This window comes from Pseudomonas sp. gcc21 (assembly GCF_012844345.1).
Lineage (GTDB): Bacteria > Pseudomonadota > Gammaproteobacteria > Pseudomonadales > Pseudomonadaceae > Halopseudomonas.
In genome coordinates, this window is sequence record NZ_CP051625.1 from 2,793,008 (window position 1) to 2,809,226 (window position 16,219).

14 protein-coding genes are annotated in these 16,219 nt (G+C 60.7%); 8 read left to right on the forward strand and 6 right to left on the reverse strand.

The window, feature by feature from the left end; genetic code table 11:
- The first annotated feature begins 122 nt into the window (after positions 1 to 122).
- Entirely contained in the window at positions 123 to 320 is a 198-nt protein-coding gene (locus tag HG264_RS12845) for a hypothetical protein (RefSeq protein WP_169408041.1), read from the forward strand.
- On the opposite strand, the gene HG264_RS12850 is transcribed toward HG264_RS12845, so the two are convergent.
- The 3 genes from HG264_RS12850 to HG264_RS12860 all read right to left on the reverse strand — a co-directional run bounded on the left by HG264_RS12850 (position 317) and on the right by HG264_RS12860 (position 3,855).
- Complete coding sequence (locus HG264_RS12850; protein ID WP_169408042.1) at positions 317 to 1,465, reverse strand: glycerate kinase; 1,149 nt, start codon at positions 1,463 to 1,465, stop codon at positions 317 to 319. The genes HG264_RS12845 and HG264_RS12850 overlap by 4 nt on opposite strands.
- Complete coding sequence (locus tag HG264_RS12855) at positions 1,465 to 2,823, reverse strand: GntP family permease (protein ID WP_169408043.1); 1,359 nt, start codon at positions 2,821 to 2,823, stop codon at positions 1,465 to 1,467. The genes HG264_RS12850 and HG264_RS12855 overlap by 1 nt, the downstream gene beginning before the upstream one ends.
- 66 nt (positions 2,824 to 2,889) lie before the next feature.
- Complete coding sequence (locus tag HG264_RS12860) at positions 2,890 to 3,855, reverse strand: LysR family transcriptional regulator (protein WP_169408044.1); 966 nt, start codon at positions 3,853 to 3,855, stop codon at positions 2,890 to 2,892.
- 443 nt (positions 3,856 to 4,298) lie between these two features.
- On the opposite strand from HG264_RS12860, the gene HG264_RS12865 reads away from it, so the two are divergent.
- The 5 genes from HG264_RS12865 to HG264_RS12885 all read left to right on the forward strand — a co-directional run bounded on the left by HG264_RS12865 (position 4,299) and on the right by HG264_RS12885 (position 10,454).
- Complete coding sequence (locus tag HG264_RS12865) at positions 4,299 to 5,714, forward strand: acetyl-CoA carboxylase biotin carboxylase subunit (RefSeq protein ID WP_169408045.1); 1,416 nt, start codon at positions 4,299 to 4,301, stop codon at positions 5,712 to 5,714.
- Positions 5,715 to 5,815: 101 nt separating this feature from the next.
- A complete protein-coding gene (gene oadA / locus HG264_RS12870; RefSeq protein WP_169408046.1) occupies positions 5,816 to 7,624 on the forward strand; it encodes a sodium-extruding oxaloacetate decarboxylase subunit alpha in 1,809 nt (602 codons plus the stop codon).
- A 55-nt stretch (positions 7,625 to 7,679) separates the two neighbouring features.
- Positions 7,680 to 8,366 (forward strand): carbonic anhydrase, encoded by a 687-nt coding sequence (locus tag HG264_RS12875; protein ID WP_169408047.1) that lies wholly within the window; start codon positions 7,680 to 7,682, stop codon positions 8,364 to 8,366.
- 503 nt (positions 8,367 to 8,869) lie between these two features.
- Complete coding sequence (gene purE, locus HG264_RS12880) at positions 8,870 to 9,361, forward strand: 5-(carboxyamino)imidazole ribonucleotide mutase (protein WP_169408048.1); 492 nt, start codon at positions 8,870 to 8,872, stop codon at positions 9,359 to 9,361.
- A gap of 10 nt (positions 9,362 to 9,371) precedes the next feature.
- Complete coding sequence (locus HG264_RS12885; RefSeq protein ID WP_169408049.1) at positions 9,372 to 10,454, forward strand: 5-(carboxyamino)imidazole ribonucleotide synthase; 1,083 nt, start codon at positions 9,372 to 9,374, stop codon at positions 10,452 to 10,454.
- Between the two features lie 478 nt (positions 10,455 to 10,932).
- Here HG264_RS12885 and HG264_RS12890 read toward each other — a convergent pair whose 3' ends face one another.
- Together HG264_RS12890 and HG264_RS12895 are read right to left on the reverse strand one after the other, a co-directional pair.
- Positions 10,933 to 11,955, reverse strand: a complete 1,023-nt coding sequence (locus HG264_RS12890; protein ID WP_169408050.1) for an NADP-dependent oxidoreductase — start codon at positions 11,953 to 11,955, stop codon at positions 10,933 to 10,935.
- Between the two features lie 153 nt (positions 11,956 to 12,108).
- Positions 12,109 to 12,651, reverse strand: a complete 543-nt coding sequence (locus HG264_RS12895) for a gamma carbonic anhydrase family protein (protein WP_169408051.1) — start codon at positions 12,649 to 12,651, stop codon at positions 12,109 to 12,111.
- 222 nt (positions 12,652 to 12,873) lie between these two features.
- On the opposite strand from HG264_RS12895, the gene prlC reads away from it, so the two are divergent.
- Together prlC and HG264_RS12905 are read left to right on the forward strand one after the other, a co-directional pair.
- Complete coding sequence (gene prlC, locus HG264_RS12900) at positions 12,874 to 14,922, forward strand: oligopeptidase A (RefSeq protein WP_169408052.1); 2,049 nt, start codon at positions 12,874 to 12,876, stop codon at positions 14,920 to 14,922.
- Positions 14,919 to 15,179, forward strand: a complete 261-nt coding sequence (locus HG264_RS12905; protein ID WP_169408053.1) for a YheV family putative zinc ribbon protein — start codon at positions 14,919 to 14,921, stop codon at positions 15,177 to 15,179. Before prlC ends, HG264_RS12905 begins: the two co-directional genes overlap by 4 nt.
- A 9-nt stretch (positions 15,180 to 15,188) precedes the next feature.
- Here HG264_RS12905 and HG264_RS12910 read toward each other — a convergent pair whose 3' ends face one another.
- Positions 15,189 to 15,833, reverse strand: coding sequence for a hypothetical protein (locus tag HG264_RS12910; protein ID WP_169408054.1), 645 nt, complete (start codon positions 15,831 to 15,833; stop codon positions 15,189 to 15,191).
- Positions 15,834 to 16,219: the final 386 nt, after the last annotated feature.

Sequence of the window (16,219 nt, forward strand, 5' to 3'; positions counted from 1 at the left end):
CAATGCGAACCATTATCAATTACTGACGCAATCAAACCGCTAGGCTCTGTCATCAGGGTGTCACGCCGCACATAGCACAATGAATCGTGCGGTATGACATACATGTTTACGGAGCATTCACCATGGCTTTCTATCCAGACAATGCAACCGACAGTACCAGCAGCCTGCGTCGTCAACGGCGGCTTGAGCAGGACAAGAAGCGTATGGCCTATCGGCGAGCCATCGAAGAGTACCGCGACAGTCAGGTCCTGCATGAGCAGCTATGTGATTTTCACGACCTGCTCGGAAGCCAGCTGCGCGATTCAAGCCACTGGACCTAACGTGGTTCGGTAGAGCGGGAAGCCAGGCGCCAGAGTCGGGCAATATCCGCGGCGCGTGATTGCAGCAAACCGTCGGCGTCGGCCATGGCCTGTTCCAGGCTGACCGGCCCGGGTGCCAGGCTGAATGCCGCTTCGATACCGGCCTCGTACACGCACTGATATCCGTCGCCCAGGCTGCCGGCCAGCGCGATCACCGGGACCCCGGTGGCCTGTGCCACACGCGCCACGCCCATTGGGGCTTTGCCGTGCAGGCTCTGGCGATCCAGCCGCCCTTCGCCAGTAATGACCAGATCGGCGCCCTGCATCGCCGCGGCCAGCCCGGACAGCTCTGCCACCCATTCAATACCCGGCCGGAAGGTCGCGCCCAGTACCGCCCGGGCAGCAAAGCCCAGTCCTCCAGCTGCACCGACACCCGGCACCTCACGATAATCTTCACCCAGGGTGGCCGCCATGACATCGGCGAAATGCCCCAGCGCCCGATCCAGTTGCTCCACCTGCTCCGGCGTGGCGCCCTTCTGCGGACCGAATACATGGGAAGCGCCGCGTGGACCGCATAGCGGATTGTCGACGTCCGCAGCCACCAGCATCTCAACCTCTGCCAGCCGCGGATCCAGGCCGTCCAGTTCGATGCGCTGCAGATTGATCAAGGCTGCACCGCCCGGTGTCAGCGCCTCGCCAGCGCCATCCAGCAACCGCACACCCAGCGCCTGCAGCACCCCGGCTCCACCGTCGTTGGTGGCACTCCCACCGATGCCCAGCATGATGCGCCGGGCACCGGCATCCAGCGCCGCCAGAATCAACTCACCGGTACCGTAGCTGGTGGTGATACACGCATCACGCTGGGCCGGCTCGACCCAGTGCAGCCCACTGGCGGCCGCCATTTCGATCACCGCCTGGCCATCCTTCAGCCAGCCCCAATGGGCTCGCACCGGTTGGCCGAGCGGACCGCATACTGTCAGCTCGCGCCGCTCGCCATCGCTGGCCGCCAGCACAGCATCCACGGTGCCTTCGCCGCCATCAGCCATTGGACAGATACGGATATCGGCATCGGGATAGACCGTCCGCCAGCCCCGGGCAATGGCGCTGGCGACAGCCTGTGCGCTGAGGCTTTCCTTGAACGAGTCAGGGGCGATTACCAGTTTCATCACAGCAGCACCAGGCTGAGCAGCCATACGGTGAGCATACCCACCACACCCTGAATTAGCGTCGCAACCGTCTGCGCCTGATAGGCCGTAGCCACCTTCATGCGGCTGAACTGGGTGACCACCCAGAAGAAGCTGTCATTGGCGTGGGATACGGTCATGGCGCCGGCACCGATTGCCATTACGGTAAGTACCCGGCCCATCTCGCTGTCCAGCCCCAACTGCCCGAGCAGTGGCGCTACCAGCGCCGAGGTAGTCACCAGGGACACCGTGCTCGACCCTTGAGCGGTCTTCAGACCGGCGGCTACCAGGAAGGGCATGAACAGACCGATGCCCAGAGAGGACAGCGTCTGGCCCAGATAAGCCCCTAACGGCGTGGCACTGAGCACGGTACCAAAGGCGCCGCCAGCACCGGTGATCAGCAGAATGGGCGCTGAAGCTACGATGCCTTGCGCCACCCGGTCATGCAGCTCCTGACGCTTGTTGTCCGACTTGAGCAGCGTGCAGGCCAGCGCCAGACCAATCGCCAGCGCGAAAATCGGCTGACCGAGGAAGACGATCAGGGTGTACAGCCCGCCTTCACCCACGGGGCGAGCAGGCAGGTTGACCACCGTGCCCAGACAGATCAGCGCAATCGGCACGAATATGGGGGCGAAGGCCTTGGCCGCGCTCGGCAGCTGCCCGTAACTGTCACGCATGGCCTGATAATCTTCAGTGTCCATGATCGGCGCGCCGTTATCTTCCAGCTCGATGTTCTTGCCGATGAAGCGATTGGCCCACAACATGCCGGCCATGGCAGTGACGAAAGACACCAGCAGACCCACCAGAATCACCAGCCCCAGACTGGATTCCAGCCCCAGATTACCGGCGGCGGCAATAGGCCCGGGCGTTGGCGGCACGAAGGTATGCGTGGCATACAGGCCGGTCGCCAGCGCCACACTCATCGCCACCACAGAGACCTTCATCCGCGCTGCCAGAGCGTTTTTCAGCGAGTTGAGAATGACGTAACCGGAGTCGCAGAACACCGGAATCGACACCAGATAGCCGATGATCGACACCGTCAGGGTGGGAAAGCGTTCACCCAGCAGGCGGATCACCGTTTCAGCCATGGTGATGGCCGCACCGCTGCGCTCGAGGATGACCCCGATGATGGTGCCGAACACGATGACGATGCCGATATAGCCGAGAATGCCGCCAAAGCCGCGGGTGATATGCCCGGCAATCTCCAGGGTTGGCAACTGGTAGGCAAAGCCAGCCAGCAGCGCAGCACCGAGCAGGGCCAGGAACGGATGCAGCTTGAATCGCGTAGTCGCCATGACGATAAAGCCAACCAGCGCGACCAGAATCAGAACCAGAGCCATTTTGTTATTTCCTATGTGTTTGAGACCGCAGGCCTTGAGTCATTCAAGCACGCCGCCTGCATACTGTCAGCCCAGCGTATGACTTCCGGAACTGGCGAGTGAACCGAAGGGCTCGGCCAGGCGCTTGATCAACGCGCGTTCTTCGCGCATGAAGCTCAGGAATGCCTCCGCTACCGGACTGAGGCGCTTGCCCCGGGCATGCACGACGCACCAGCTGCGATAGAGCGGCAAGCCGATAAAGTCGAGCTGGACCAGTTCGCCGCTGCGCAGAAAAGGGGCGGCAGCATGCTGGGTAACCAGGGTGACGCCCAGGCCGGCCAGCGCGCCCTGAACAATTGAATCGCCGGACCCCAGCTGCAACACGCGGCGGGGATGCACGCGCTTCTCATCGAGGAACTCATCCGCCGCTTTCTGTGTGCCCGAACCCGGCTCGCGCTGGAGCAACACATGCTGCTCCAGCTCCGCCAGCGCCAGATCCTTGCGGCCCGCCAGCGGGTGATCCGGCCGCGCCACCGCGATGATGGGATTGTTCAGAAAAGGAAAGAATTCCAGCGCGCGGTCTTCCGGCACCAGGGCCATCAGCACGACATCGTCGCGGTTATCCTGCAAGCGCTGGATGACCTGCGTTCGGCGCGTCACTTCGAGACGAAAGCTGACGTCCGGGTAACGCTGCAGGAACGCGGCGAGCAGATGCGGCGTCAGATACTGCACGCTGCTGACGACTGCGATACGCAATTCGCCGCGCAGGCTGCCCTTGAGCGTTGACAGACTCATGTCAAGATTATCAAGCCGCTGGAATACGTCTTCGCTCGCCTCAAGCAGATGGTCAGCCGCCTCGGTGAGATACAGCTTGCGACCCACATACTCGAACAGCGGCGCTCCGACCAGCTCCTCAAGTTGCCGGATCTGCTGGCTGACCGCTGATTGCGTCAAGGCCATTTCATCGGCGGCGCGACTATAAGAAAGGCTACGGCAGACCGCACGGAACACCTGCAGCTGGCGCAGGGTGATACGCCACAACGAACGGCGCATGGCTATTCCCTAAAGATTGTGAACTGAGCGCGATACATTAGTAATTACTAATAGCTGGCGCAAATATTATTCGTTTTTCTCTGAGCGCGTGCAGGCGTAGCTTGATAACAGGTCCTCACACGCTAGGGTCTGTTCCCGTTTCATCGCGGCCGCGACGGAGGCCCGTTTGGTGCAGAACAAGGCGCGAGGAGTGAAGTTTGGTTATTCCAAATGAGCGACGAGTAACGCAGTGCTGCGCTAAACGGGCCCCGTCCCGTCGGGTTGCGTTTCAAATGACGCCATGCAGCGTTGCGAGACTTGGCAAGGGAGCAACCATTACCTGCGTCCCGCGCCTTGCTTGGCGCCATTTGAACCGGCAACGCGGCTCGCGATGAAACGGGAACAGACCCTAGGGCCGTGACGGCAGCGGAGGACCCTACCGACCACTCTCAGGAGGAACGGCCATGATCAAGAAAATACTCATCGCCAACCGCGGTGAAATCGCCGTCAGGATCGTGCGCGCCTGTGCTGAACTGGGCATTCGCTCAGCGGCGATCTATTCGGAACCCGACCGGTATGCGCTGCACGTAAAGCGTGCCGATGAAGCCTATAACGTCGGCAGTGACCCACTGGCCGGGTATCTGAACCCGCGCCAGCTGGTCAATCTGGCCGTGGAAACCGGCTGTGATGCGCTACACCCCGGGTATGGATTTCTTTCCGAAAACGCGGAACTGGCAGAAATCTGCGCCGAACGCGGCATCCGCTTTATCGGCCCTTCCGCTGAAGTGATCCGCCGCATGGGTGACAAGACCGAAGCCCGGCGCAGCATGATCAAGGCTGGCGTTCCGGTCACACCCGGCACCGAAGGCAACCTCAGCGATTTGCAGCAGGCGCTCTCTGAGGCTGAGCGTGTCGGCTATCCGGTCATGCTCAAGGCCACCTCAGGCGGCGGCGGCCGTGGTATTCGTCGTTGCAATACCAGACAGGAACTGGAACAGGCCTGGCCGCGGGTAATCTCCGAAGCGACCAAGGCCTTCGGTTCGGCGGATGTGTTTCTGGAGAAATGCATCGTCAACCCGCGCCACATCGAAGCGCAGATCCTCGCCGACAGCCACGGCAATACCGTGCACCTGTTCGAGCGTGACTGTTCGATCCAGCGGCGCAACCAGAAGCTCATCGAGATCGCGCCCAGCCCGCAGCTGACGCCGGAACAACGCGCCTACATCGGCGATCTGGCGGTGCGCGCGGCGCAGGCCGTCGGCTACGAGAACGCCGGCACGGTGGAGTTTCTGCTGGCCGAGGGCGAGGTGTACTTCATGGAAATGAATACCCGCGTGCAGGTCGAACACACCATTACCGAGCAGATCACCGGTATCGATATCGTGCGTGAGCAGATCCGCATCGCCTCGGGCCTGCCATTGTCGGTAAAACAGGAAGACATCAAACATCTGGGCTATGCCATCCAGTTCCGTATCAACGCCGAGGATCCGAAGAACGACTTCCTGCCTTCCTTCGGCAAGATTACTCGCTACTACGCACCGGGCGGTCCGGGTGTGCGGGTGGATACCGCGATCTATACCGGCTACAGCATTCCGCCCTATTACGATTCGATGTGCCTGAAGCTGATCGTGTGGGCCCTGACCTGGGAGGAAGCGCTCGACCGCGGTCTGCGCGCGCTGGATGACATGCATCTGCACGGCGTGAAGACCACGACGCAGTATTACCAGGAAATCCTGCGCAACCCCGAGTTCCGCACCGGCGTGTTCGACACCAGCTTCGTCGAGACCCATCCCGAGCTCACGCGCTACTCGACCAAGCGCAAGCCAGAGGAAATAGCCCTGGTGATCGCCACGGCCATTGCTGCGCACGCAGGACTTTAAATTCAGCTGCAAGCTTCACGCTTCAAGCTTCAAGCAGTCCGCACTCAGCGATGACTTGCAGCTTCAAGCTTCGGGCTTCCAGCTCATCAGGAGATAAGATCATGAGCAAACGCATCACCGTTACCGATACCGTCCTGCGCGACGCCCACCAGTCCTTGCTGGCCACCCGCATGCGCACCGAAGACATGCTGCCCATCTGCCCCAAGCTGGATCAGGTCGGATACTGGTCGCTTGAAGTCTGGGGCGGTGCGACCTTCGATGCCTGCATCCGCTTCCTCAAGGAAGACCCCTGGGAGCGTTTGCGCCAGCTGCGCGAAGCGCTGCCCAACACCCGTCTGCAGATGCTGCTGCGCGGTCAGAACCTGCTCGGCTATCGCCACTACAGCGATGATGTGGTGCGCGCCTTCGTCAACAAGGCTGCATCCAATGGCATCGACGTGTTCCGCATCTTCGACGCCATGAACGACGTGCGTAACCTGCGCACCTCCATCGAAGCGGTCAAGGCCGCGGGCAAGCATGCCCAAGGCACTATCGCCTACACCACCTCACCGGTGCATACCGTCGAGGCGTTCGTCGAACAGGCCAAGCAGATGGAAGCCATGGGCTGCGATTCGCTGGCGATCAAGGACATGGCCGGTCTGTTGACTCCCTTCGCCACCGGCGAGCTGGTCAAGGCACTGAAGAGCGAGCAATCGCTGCCGGTGTATATCCATTCCCATGACACCGCCGGCCTCGCTGCAATGTGTCAGATCAAGGCGATCGAGAACGGTGCCGACCACATCGATACCGCCATTTCGTCACTGGCCTGGGGCACCAGCCATCCGGGTACCGAGTCCATGGTGGCTGCGCTCAAAGGTACGCCCTACGACACCGGTCTGGACCTGGCGCTGTTGCAGGAAATCGGCATGTACTTCCATGCCGTGCGCAAGAAGTATCACCAGTTCGAAAGCGAATTCACCGGCGTCGATACCCGCGTACAGGTCAACCAAGTGCCCGGCGGCATGATGTCCAACCTGGCCAACCAGCTGAAGGAACAGAACGCGCTCGACCGGATCCAGGAAGTGTTCGAGGAAATCCCACGCGTACGCGAGGATCTCGGCTTTCCGCCCCTGGTAACACCGACTTCGCAGATCGTCGGCACCCAGGCGGTATTCAACGTGCTCGCGGGTGAGCGTTACAAGACCATCACCAACGAGGTGAAGCTCTATCTGCAGGGACGCTACGGTCAGGCCCCTGGCCCTGTGAATCAGGAGCTGCAGCGCCGCGCCATCGGTAATGAGCAGGTGATCGATGTGCGTCCGGCGGACCTTATCAAGCCCGAGATGGACAAGCTGCGCGCAGAAGCTGGCAGCATCGCCAGCAGTGAGGAAGATGTTCTCACCTATGCGATGTTTCCGGATATCGGGCGCAAGTTCCTCGAAGAGCGCGCTGCAGGCACACTCAGGCCCGAGGAGCTGTTGCCGCAGGCGGGTGAACAGGCCAAACCGATGTCCGAGGACGGTGTGCCGACCGAATTCATCATTGATGTACACGGCGAGTCGTATCGCGTGGATATCACAGGCGTCAGCGTCAAGTCGACCGGCAAGCGTCACTTCTACCTGAGCCTGGACGGCATGCCCGAGGAAGCCGTATTCGAGCCACTCAACACCTTCACCGCCAGCGGCGGGTCCGGTCAGCGTCGTCAGGCCAGCCACCCCGGCCATGTGACCACCAGCATGCCGGGCAACGTCGTTGATGTGCTGGTTGCGGTCGGCGACTCGGTAAGTGCCGGGCAGGCTGTACTGGTCAGCGAAGCAATGAAGATGGAAAGCGAAATTCAGGCAGCCATTGCCGGCACAGTGAAGGCCGTGCATGTAGCCAAGGGTGATCGGGTCAACCCCGGCGAAATCCTTATCGAGATCGAAGCCTGAGCACAGCGGGGAGTCAGTTGACTCCCCGTCAACACCGAACCAGCGAGCGTATTCCATGCCTTATAAAAAACTGAAAAGTGCTGATGATGCTATCCAACAGATCGTCGACGGCTACCAGCACTTCCATGAAGAGGTATATCCCCAGCAGGAAGAATTATTCAAGAAACTAGCCTTCGAGCAGACGCCCAAGGCGATGTTCATCACCTGCGCCGATTCGCGCGTGGTGCCCGAACTGATCACCCAGAGTTCGCCCGGTGATCTGTTCGTCACCCGTAACGTCGGCAACGTTGTCCCCCCCTACGGCCAGATGATGGGTGGCGTCTCCACCGCCATCGAATATGCCGTGGTCGCCCTCGGCGTCAAGCACATCATCATCTGTGGTCATTCCGATTGCGGTGCGATGAAAGCCGTGCTGGACCCCTCCCAGCTGAAAGGTATGCCCACAGTAAAAGCCTGGCTGCAACATTCGGAAGTGGCCAAGATCGTAGTGCAGGAAAACTGTGGCTGCGCCGATCACACTACCCTCGGCATCCTCACAGAGGAAAACGTGGTCGCCCAACTCGGTCACCTCGCCACTCACCCCTCGGTGGCGTCGCGCCTGGCGCGTGGTGAAATGTTCATCCACGGTTGGGTGTACGATATCGAAACCAGCCAGATCCGCGCCTACGATACCGAGAAAGGTGAATTCCGCCGGATCGGTGATGGCCCGCTGCCGATGGCGACTCCGCGCCCACGCTATTAGCAGCCAGCCCCTTCAAGACATGAACAGAACCCTGCCCTGAGCTCAGCCTCGCGACTCATGTCCACCTGAACCGGTCTGCAGAAAATGCATCTGACCCGAATGGTACCGGGAAGGCCGAGTTCCATCTCGGCCAGCGGCGGCTCAGGCACGCCTGTGTCGAGATGGAACTCGACACTCCAGCACGCTGGGTCCGTCGGGATGTAGCGCACCTGCGAGATCAGGACCTATGACGCCGAGACCGGTAAATTCCGACTGAGCGATGACGGTCCGCTGCCGATGGCGACACCCAGATCGCGCTAGAGTGGGTTTTCCTGCCGCGATCACCTGCAACATAGATCAGTTCTGATCCCAATCGAATGTGGTTATACTGTGCCGCTTCATATTCTGCGCACTGCTTAGGCATTCCCTACGGCAGACTGCACCCCCAAGCCACGCCAGTCATTCTTGCGTGGCTTGTTGGTTTTTACCGCAATTGAGCGGCACAACTGAATGAGGCAACGACAATGACCGCACTGGTTGGCGTGATCATGGGCTCCAAGTCCGACTGGTCGACCCTGAGCCATACGGCCGATATGCTCGAGCAGCTTGGCATCCCCTACGAGGTGAAGGTGGTTTCCGCGCACCGCACCCCTGATCTGCTGTTCCAGTATGCAGAAGAAGCTGACGGCCGCGGCATCGAAGTGATCATTGCCGGTGCCGGTGGCGCGGCTCACCTGCCTGGTATGTGCGCAGCCAAGACACACCTGCCGGTGCTTGGCGTACCGGTGCAGTCGTCTATGCTGTCCGGTGTCGATTCCCTGCTTTCCATCGTGCAGATGCCCGCCGGTGTTCCGGTTGCCACGCTGGCGATAGGCAAGGCCGGGGCGATCAACGCAGCGCTGTTGTCAGCAAGCATTCTCGGGGCCAAACACCCGCAGTTCCAGCAGGCTCTGAAAGACTTCCGCAACCAGCAGACCGAAACGGTGCTGGATAACCCGGACCCGCGTCAGGCGTGAGGATAGCAGCATGAAGATTGGCGTAATCGGCGGTGGACAACTCGGACGGATGCTGGCACTGGCGGGCACACCGCTGGGCCAGCAGTTTGCATTTCTGGATCCGGCTCCGGATGCCTGCGCCCAGGCGCTGGGTGAACATCTGTGCGCCAATTACAGCGACCACGATCACCTCCGCCAGCTCGCCGATGAGGCCGACGTGGTGACCTTCGAGTTCGAAAGCGTACCCGCCGAGACGGTGGCCTTTCTCTCCCAGTTCGTTCCGGTCTACCCCAACGCTGAATCGCTGCGTATTGCCCGGGATCGCTGGTTCGAGAAGTCCATGTTCCTTGAGCTGGGCATTCCCACCCCCGAATTCGCTGACATCCAGTCGCAGGAAAACCTCGAAGCGGCGATCAAGCGCATCGGCCTGCCAGCTGTACTCAAGACGCGCACCCTGGGTTACGACGGCAAGGGTCAGAAGGTCCTGCGCTTCCCGGAAGATGCGCACAACGCCTTCGCCGAGTTGGGCAGTGTGCCCTGCATACTCGAGGGCTTCGTGCCCTTCGACGGAGAAGTCTCGCTGATCGGGGTACGCGCCCGTGACGGCGAGACACGCTTCTACCCGCTGGTTCACAACGTTCACGAAGACGGCATCCTGCGGCGCTCGGTCGCCAGCAGTGAGCATCCACTTCAGAGCCTGGCCGAAGACTATCTGGGCCGGATCATGAAGGAGCTCGATTATGTCGGCGTGATTGCCTTCGAATTCTTCGAGATCGATGGCGGACTCAAGGCCAATGAAATCGCGCCGCGGGTGCACAACTCCGGACACTGGACCATCGAAGGCTCGGAATGCAGCCAATTCGAGAACCATCTGCGCGCCATTGCCGGTTTGCCGCTTGGCTCCACCGCGCGGGTCGGCGAAAGCGCCATGGTCAACCTGATCGGGGACGTGCCGCCGGTAGAGAAAATGACCGCAATCGAGAACTGCCATCTGCACCATTATGGCAAGGCATTCAAACCGGGTCGCAAGGTAGGCCACGCCACGCTGCGCTGTGCCGACAAGGCGAGCTTGCAGGCGCGGATTGATGAGGTTGAGCAGCTGATCAAGGGCTGAACGGCCGAGAGGGCTGCGTTCGGACGCGACGACCGCGTCCAAGCACAGCATCGGCGTAGCGCAGGCGCGCTACACCCCCAGGGATGCGTTCCCTGCTACGCCATACATTTCCCATTCGACGTAACGGTTCCCCAGGGTTTCCCCTGGGGTTGGCGTGCGGCTCGGGCCGCGTTCGGACGCGCCGACAGGGTTTAGTTCGCACTCCGCCGCGTTGAGACTCGTTGGTGTTGATGAGCATCGCACGGGCGCACGAGCTTGGCGTGGCGCAGTCGCGCTACACCCCCAGGATTGTTGCGGGCCGGGGTTCCTGGGGTTGGTGAGCGCCTGCTCGCCGAGAGGGTGTTATGAGCACGCGGGTCGCGTTCGGTCTCATTGACGGGCTTTGGAGTTGCTTGGAAGCTTGGCGTAGCGCAGGCGCGCTACACCCCCAGGGCCAGACTGAGCCGGCGCTGGACGTCGGCTCGCTGTTTACGCCAGATCAATCGGCGATGTGAACCAGCTGCTTGCCGAAGTTCTTGCCCTTGAGCATACCCTTGAATGCCTCGACGGCATTCTCCAAGCCTTCAGCCACCGTCTCGCGGTATTTCAGCTGATGGTTGGCTACCTGGTCAGCCAGGATGCCGGTGATTTCCTGATGGCGGTCCTGCCACTCGGTCACCAGGAAGAAGCGGTGCTCCGGCGGATTCTCCATCGCCTTGAAGACGTGGAAAGGCGTCTCGACCTTGGTTGCATCCTCAGCGTTGTAGGCGGACACATATCCGCAGATCGGCACGCGCGAACCGGGGTTCAACAGGGTGGCCACGGCGCGGGTGACTTCACCGCCAACGTTCTCGAAGTACACATCAATACCATCCGGGCAGGCGGCTTTCAGATCGGCCTGCAGGTTGCCGGCCTTGTAATCGACACAGGCATCAAAGCCCAGCTCTTCGACCACAAAGCGGCATTTTTCCTCGCCACCGGCGACACCTACCACGCGGCAGCCCATCTGCTTGGCAGTCTGGCCGACCACTGTACCCACCGGGCCGGACGCTGCTGATACCACCACGGTTTCGCCAGCCTTGGGCTTGCCGACGAATTTCAAGCCGCAGTAACCAGTCCGCCCCGGCATGCCCGCGACGCCCAGATAGGCCTGCAGCGGCACACCCTTTGGCTCGATCTTGTACACCATCTGCGCGTCACCGGGGATGATGAAATATTCCTGCCAGCCGGTGTAACAGGTAACCAGGTCGCCAACGCTGTAATTGCCGGATTTTGATTCGATGACGCGGCATACGCTTTCACCGACAATGGTCTCGCCGATACCGACCGGGTCCATATAGCCCTTGGAGTCGTTCAGGCGCGGACGCATGTAGGGGTCGAGTGACAGCCAAAGGGTCTGGAGCAGAACCTCGCCGTCGCGGATGTCGCGTACCGGCTCTTGCTCCATGACCAGGTCGCCGTCGCGAATCTCGCCCTGTGGGCGTTGCTGGAGAATGATTTTGCGATTGATAAGGTCGGTCATGGTGCCTCGCGTGCTGAATGATTGAAGAACAGCTTCGAGTGGAAGCAGCCCAGAATCATAGCCCAGCTTCAGCGAACCAACAGACTCAAAGGGCTACTATTCACGGCCCTGATTCAGCAGTAATTAGCAGACCGAAACCGTTCCTTGACCCAATCAGCCTGCCCAGTCTTCCGCGAGATGCTCGTTTTTCAGGCGCACGTAATTGTTTGCCGAATAGGTAAAAAACGCTTTCTCATCCTCGGTCAGCGGCCTGATAGCGCGTGCCGGACTGCCGACATAGAGGTGCCCGCTCTTCAATGTGCGATTGGCCGGGACCAGACTGCCGGCCCCCAGAATCACCTCGTCCTCGATCACGGCACCGTCCATTACAATGCTGCCCATGCCAATCAGCGAGCGACTGCCGATGGTGCAGCCATGCAGCAGTACCTTGTGGCCGATGGTCACGTCGTCACCGATGATCAGCGGATAGCCGGTGGGGTTGAACGGACCGGCGTGGGTGATATGCAGCACGCTGCCGTCCTGAACGCTGGTTCGCGCACCGATGCGGATATGCAGCATGTCGCCGCGAATGACGACTGCCGGCCAGACCGAACAATCGTCGCCCATTACCACGTCACCGAACACCACAGCCGAAGGGTCGACAAAAACGCCCTGTCCGAGCTGCGGAGTCTTGTCTGCGAAAGGTCGTACATTCATGGCTTTGCACCTCATGCGGGACGCTCCCGGCACTTATCCGGCACCAGGACGCCGAAGGGTTATCAGGCGTGCACGGCTGCGTTTCATCTGCGGCCGTTCAGAAATAACGCGCCGGTCGCATTGATTAACGTTGGTGAGGCCACCATCCGTGCCAAAAGGCGTCATATTAAATAAGATGACGGTCAAAGTCCGTGTTTTCTCGAATCAGGATACCCAAACGCCATGTCGAATCCGTTATTGCAACCCTATGACCTGCCACCGTTCAGTGCCATCAAGGCCGAACACGTCAAGCCGGCCATCGAGCAGATCCTGGAAGACAACCGCAGGCAGCTGCACGCCTTGCTGGCGACCAACCCGACCGAGTGGACCTGGTCAGATGTGATCGAACCGCTGGATGATCTGGGCGAGCGGCTTTCCAGCGCCTGGTCGCCGGTAGGTCACCTCAACTCGGTGATGAACAGCCCCGAAATTCGGGACGCCTATAACAGCTGCCTGCCACTGCTCAGCGAGTATTTCACCGAGCTGGGTCAGAATCAGCAGCTGTTCGAAGCCTATACCCAGCTGGCGGAAAGCGATGGCTTCGCCCAGCTGGACGCGGCGCAGCAGATCATCATCGAGCACACCCTGCGCGACTTCCGCCTGTCGGGTATCGCCCTGCCCCCGGAACAGCAGAAGCGTTACGGCGAAATGCAGATGCGCCTGTCCGAACTGCAGAGCAAGTTCTCCAACCAGCTGATGGACGCCACCCAGGCCTGGACCAAGCACATCACCGACGCCGCCGAGCTTGCAGGTCTGACCGAGTCCGCCATGGCGCAGGCCCGGCAGGCCGCTGAAGAACGCGGGCTGGATGGCTGGCTGATCACCCTGGAATTCCCCAGCTATTTTGCGGTAATGACCCACGCCGATAACCGGGCGCTACGGGAAGAGGTCTATACCGCTTACAGCACCCGTGCGTCGGATCAGGGCCCGAATGCCGGCGACAACGACAACGGTCCGTTGATCGAAGAGATCCTCGCGCTGCGTCAGGAGCTGGCCGAACTGCTGGGCTACGCCAACTATGCGGAGCTTTCGCTGGCCACCAAAATGGCCGAAAACACCGATCAGGTACTGGGCTTCCTGCGGGATCTGGCCAAGCGCAGCAAGCCGGCCGCCGAAGCCGATCTGCAGGCGCTCCGCGACTACGCCGCCGAACAGGGCTGCGAGGATCTGCAGGCATGGGATCTGGGCTACTACGGTGAGAAATTGCGCCAGCATCGCTACGCCATTTCCCAGGAAGCGCTGCGCCCGTACTTTCCGGTGAACAAGGTGCTGGATGGCATGTTCGCGGTCGCTGGCAAGCTCTATGGCGTGGACATGCGCGAGGTCGAGAGCTTCGATCGCTGGCACCCCGACGCGCGGCTATTCGAAATCGTCGAAGACGGCGAAGTCATCGGACGTTTCTTCCTTGATCTGTACGCGCGCAGCAACAAGCGTGGCGGTGCCTGGATGGACGGCGCGCGTGACCGTCGTCTGCTGCCCGGCGGCGCCATCCAGCGGCCAGTAGCTTACCTGGTGTGCAACTTCACGCCACCGGTTGCCGGCGACAAGCCCGCGCTGCTGACGCATGACGAAGTCACCACACTGTTCCACGAGTTCGGCCACGGGTTGCATCACCTGCTGACCCGGGTCGACTACGCCTCCGCTTCGGGCATCAACGGCGTCGCCTGGGATGCGGTGGAACTGCCCAGCCAATTCATGGAGAACTGGTGCTGGGAGCCGGAAGGGCTGGAGCTTATCTCGGGCCATTACGAGACGGGCGAGCCGCTGCCGCAGGATCTTCTGGAAAAAATGCTCGCAGCGCGCAACTTCCAGTCGGGCATGGGCATGCTCAGGCAGATCGAGTTCTCCCTGTTCGACTTCGAGCTGCATGCCCGACGCGAGCCGGAGCGCAGCGTTCAGCAGGTACTGGATGCAGTGCGTGACGAAACCTCGGTGCTGCGCCCGCCTGCGTTCAACCGTTTCCAGAATGGATTCGCGCATATCTTTGCCGGCGGCTATGCGGCGGGCTATTACAGTTACAAGTGGGCGGAGGTGCTGTCGGCGGATGCCTTCTCGCGCTTTGAGGAAGAAGGTATTTTCAATCCTGAAACCGGCCGCGCTTTCCGCGAAGCCATCCTGGCGCAGGGCGGCAGCCGTGAGCCCATGGCCTTGTTCGTCGCCTTCCGCGGGCGTGAACCGTCCATTGACGCACTGCTGCGCCACAGCGGCCTGACCGGAGAACAAGCAGCATGACGCACGTAAAGAAACGCTTCATCGCCGGGGCGGTATGCCCCGCCTGCAGCAAAATGGACACTATCGTCATGTTTGAAGAGGACGGCGCTCAACACCGTGAGTGTGTTGAGTGCGGCTTCGCCGATACGCTGGATGAGCGGGGCAATTCGGTGCCCCGCGAAATCCCGACCCGGGTTACTGCGGCCAAACCAGCCAAGCCGGCCGCAACGTCCCATACGGTGCAGTTCTTTCCCAATCCGAAACTGAAGAAGAAGTGAAACAGGAGATCAGGCGGCGCCGCGCCACTTGATCTCGACCCCCAGCTCCTCGGACATGCAAGGCCACTGGTCCCATAATCTACGACAGGTTTCCGGATCGATTTGCGCCTTGTAGGTCTGGAAAGCCTCGCCTTCAAACAGGCTTTCCGGCACCAGCGCCTGCACAGCGCGTTCTACCTCTGCATCCAGCTCATTGGAAAACGGCTCGCCCAGCAACTGGTGCACGATGAGGTTTGCGCGGGTCATCCCGAGCGGAATCAGCGGGCCACAGCCATGCATGACGTACCGGTCGTTCACTTCTTCCACCAGGCGGTGGGCGAGATAGGCCTCATCAAGCAGCGCCAGCATGCCCTGGTGGTCGGCAGGTAACGCCGGTGGTTGCAGAAAGAAGGCTTCTGCGACCTTGAGCACTGGCAGTAGCTGGGCTCGTATCTGCGCAGCGTCTGCTACCGCTTCGGCGGCTTCGAGAATATCCGGCACCTGAGCAATATAGGCATTGATGAAACGCAGCAAGGTGGCAGTCGCTCCCGGCTGCGGTGCGATGGCTGGGTGCAAGTCGGGCAGCCGATGTTCCAGCCAGTCTTCAAGGGCTGCCTCGCTCTGTTGATTCGAACGCGCTTCAGCAACACGCTCTCTTAATGCGGAAATGTTCATTGGGAACTCCGTGCAGGGGTTGGAACGCCGCCCGCGGATGGAAAAAAGGTAAGCCATTCAAAGCTAGCAGAGGCTTTCGACACCGTCAAAGTGGCTCATTCGTGAGTCATTACATCTTATTGCGCAGCCTGTTGAGGCCGTCACATAAATGCATTATTCAGCCCACCGCCTATCACAACTTCTCCCGGCCAGGCTTGACGTCTATCAAAATAAACCGCAACGAGATATTGCGATCACCCTCGCCAGGTCTATACTCCAGACTGTCTGGTAGCCGTTGGGGGGGCTACGCTCTCGCCTGTCAGTACCTTCAGGGGAACCGTGGGCAGGCTTTTGCGTGACCGTTGCAGTATGGGTTGAACTCCCCGTTGCGCCAGTTTTGGTTGATA

What these genes read in the sequence shown, in the direction of transcription:
- HG264_RS12845 (WP_169408041.1), top strand. Translation starts at nt 123, where the DNA reads ATGGCTTTCTATCCAGACAATGCAACCGACAGTACCAGCAGCCTGCGT.
- HG264_RS12850 (WP_169408042.1), bottom strand. Translation starts at nt 1,465, where the DNA reads ATGAAACTGGTAATCGCCCCTGACTCGTTCAAGGAAAGCCTCAGCGCA.
- HG264_RS12855 (WP_169408043.1), bottom strand. Translation starts at nt 2,823, where the DNA reads ATGGCTCTGGTTCTGATTCTGGTCGCGCTGGTTGGCTTTATCGTCATG.
- HG264_RS12860 (WP_169408044.1), bottom strand. Translation starts at nt 3,855, where the DNA reads ATGCGCCGTTCGTTGTGGCGTATCACCCTGCGCCAGCTGCAGGTGTTC.
- HG264_RS12865 (WP_169408045.1), top strand. Translation starts at nt 4,299, where the DNA reads ATGATCAAGAAAATACTCATCGCCAACCGCGGTGAAATCGCCGTCAGG.
- oadA (WP_169408046.1), top strand. Translation starts at nt 5,816, where the DNA reads ATGAGCAAACGCATCACCGTTACCGATACCGTCCTGCGCGACGCCCAC.
- HG264_RS12875 (WP_169408047.1), top strand. Translation starts at nt 7,680, where the DNA reads ATGCCTTATAAAAAACTGAAAAGTGCTGATGATGCTATCCAACAGATC.
- purE (WP_169408048.1), top strand. Translation starts at nt 8,870, where the DNA reads ATGACCGCACTGGTTGGCGTGATCATGGGCTCCAAGTCCGACTGGTCG.
- HG264_RS12885 (WP_169408049.1), top strand. Translation starts at nt 9,372, where the DNA reads ATGAAGATTGGCGTAATCGGCGGTGGACAACTCGGACGGATGCTGGCA.
- HG264_RS12890 (WP_169408050.1), bottom strand. Translation starts at nt 11,955, where the DNA reads ATGACCGACCTTATCAATCGCAAAATCATTCTCCAGCAACGCCCACAG.
- HG264_RS12895 (WP_169408051.1), bottom strand. Translation starts at nt 12,651, where the DNA reads ATGAATGTACGACCTTTCGCAGACAAGACTCCGCAGCTCGGACAGGGC.
- prlC (WP_169408052.1), top strand. Translation starts at nt 12,874, where the DNA reads ATGTCGAATCCGTTATTGCAACCCTATGACCTGCCACCGTTCAGTGCC.
- HG264_RS12905 (WP_169408053.1), top strand. Translation starts at nt 14,919, where the DNA reads ATGACGCACGTAAAGAAACGCTTCATCGCCGGGGCGGTATGCCCCGCC.
- HG264_RS12910 (WP_169408054.1), bottom strand. Translation starts at nt 15,833, where the DNA reads ATGAACATTTCCGCATTAAGAGAGCGTGTTGCTGAAGCGCGTTCGAAT.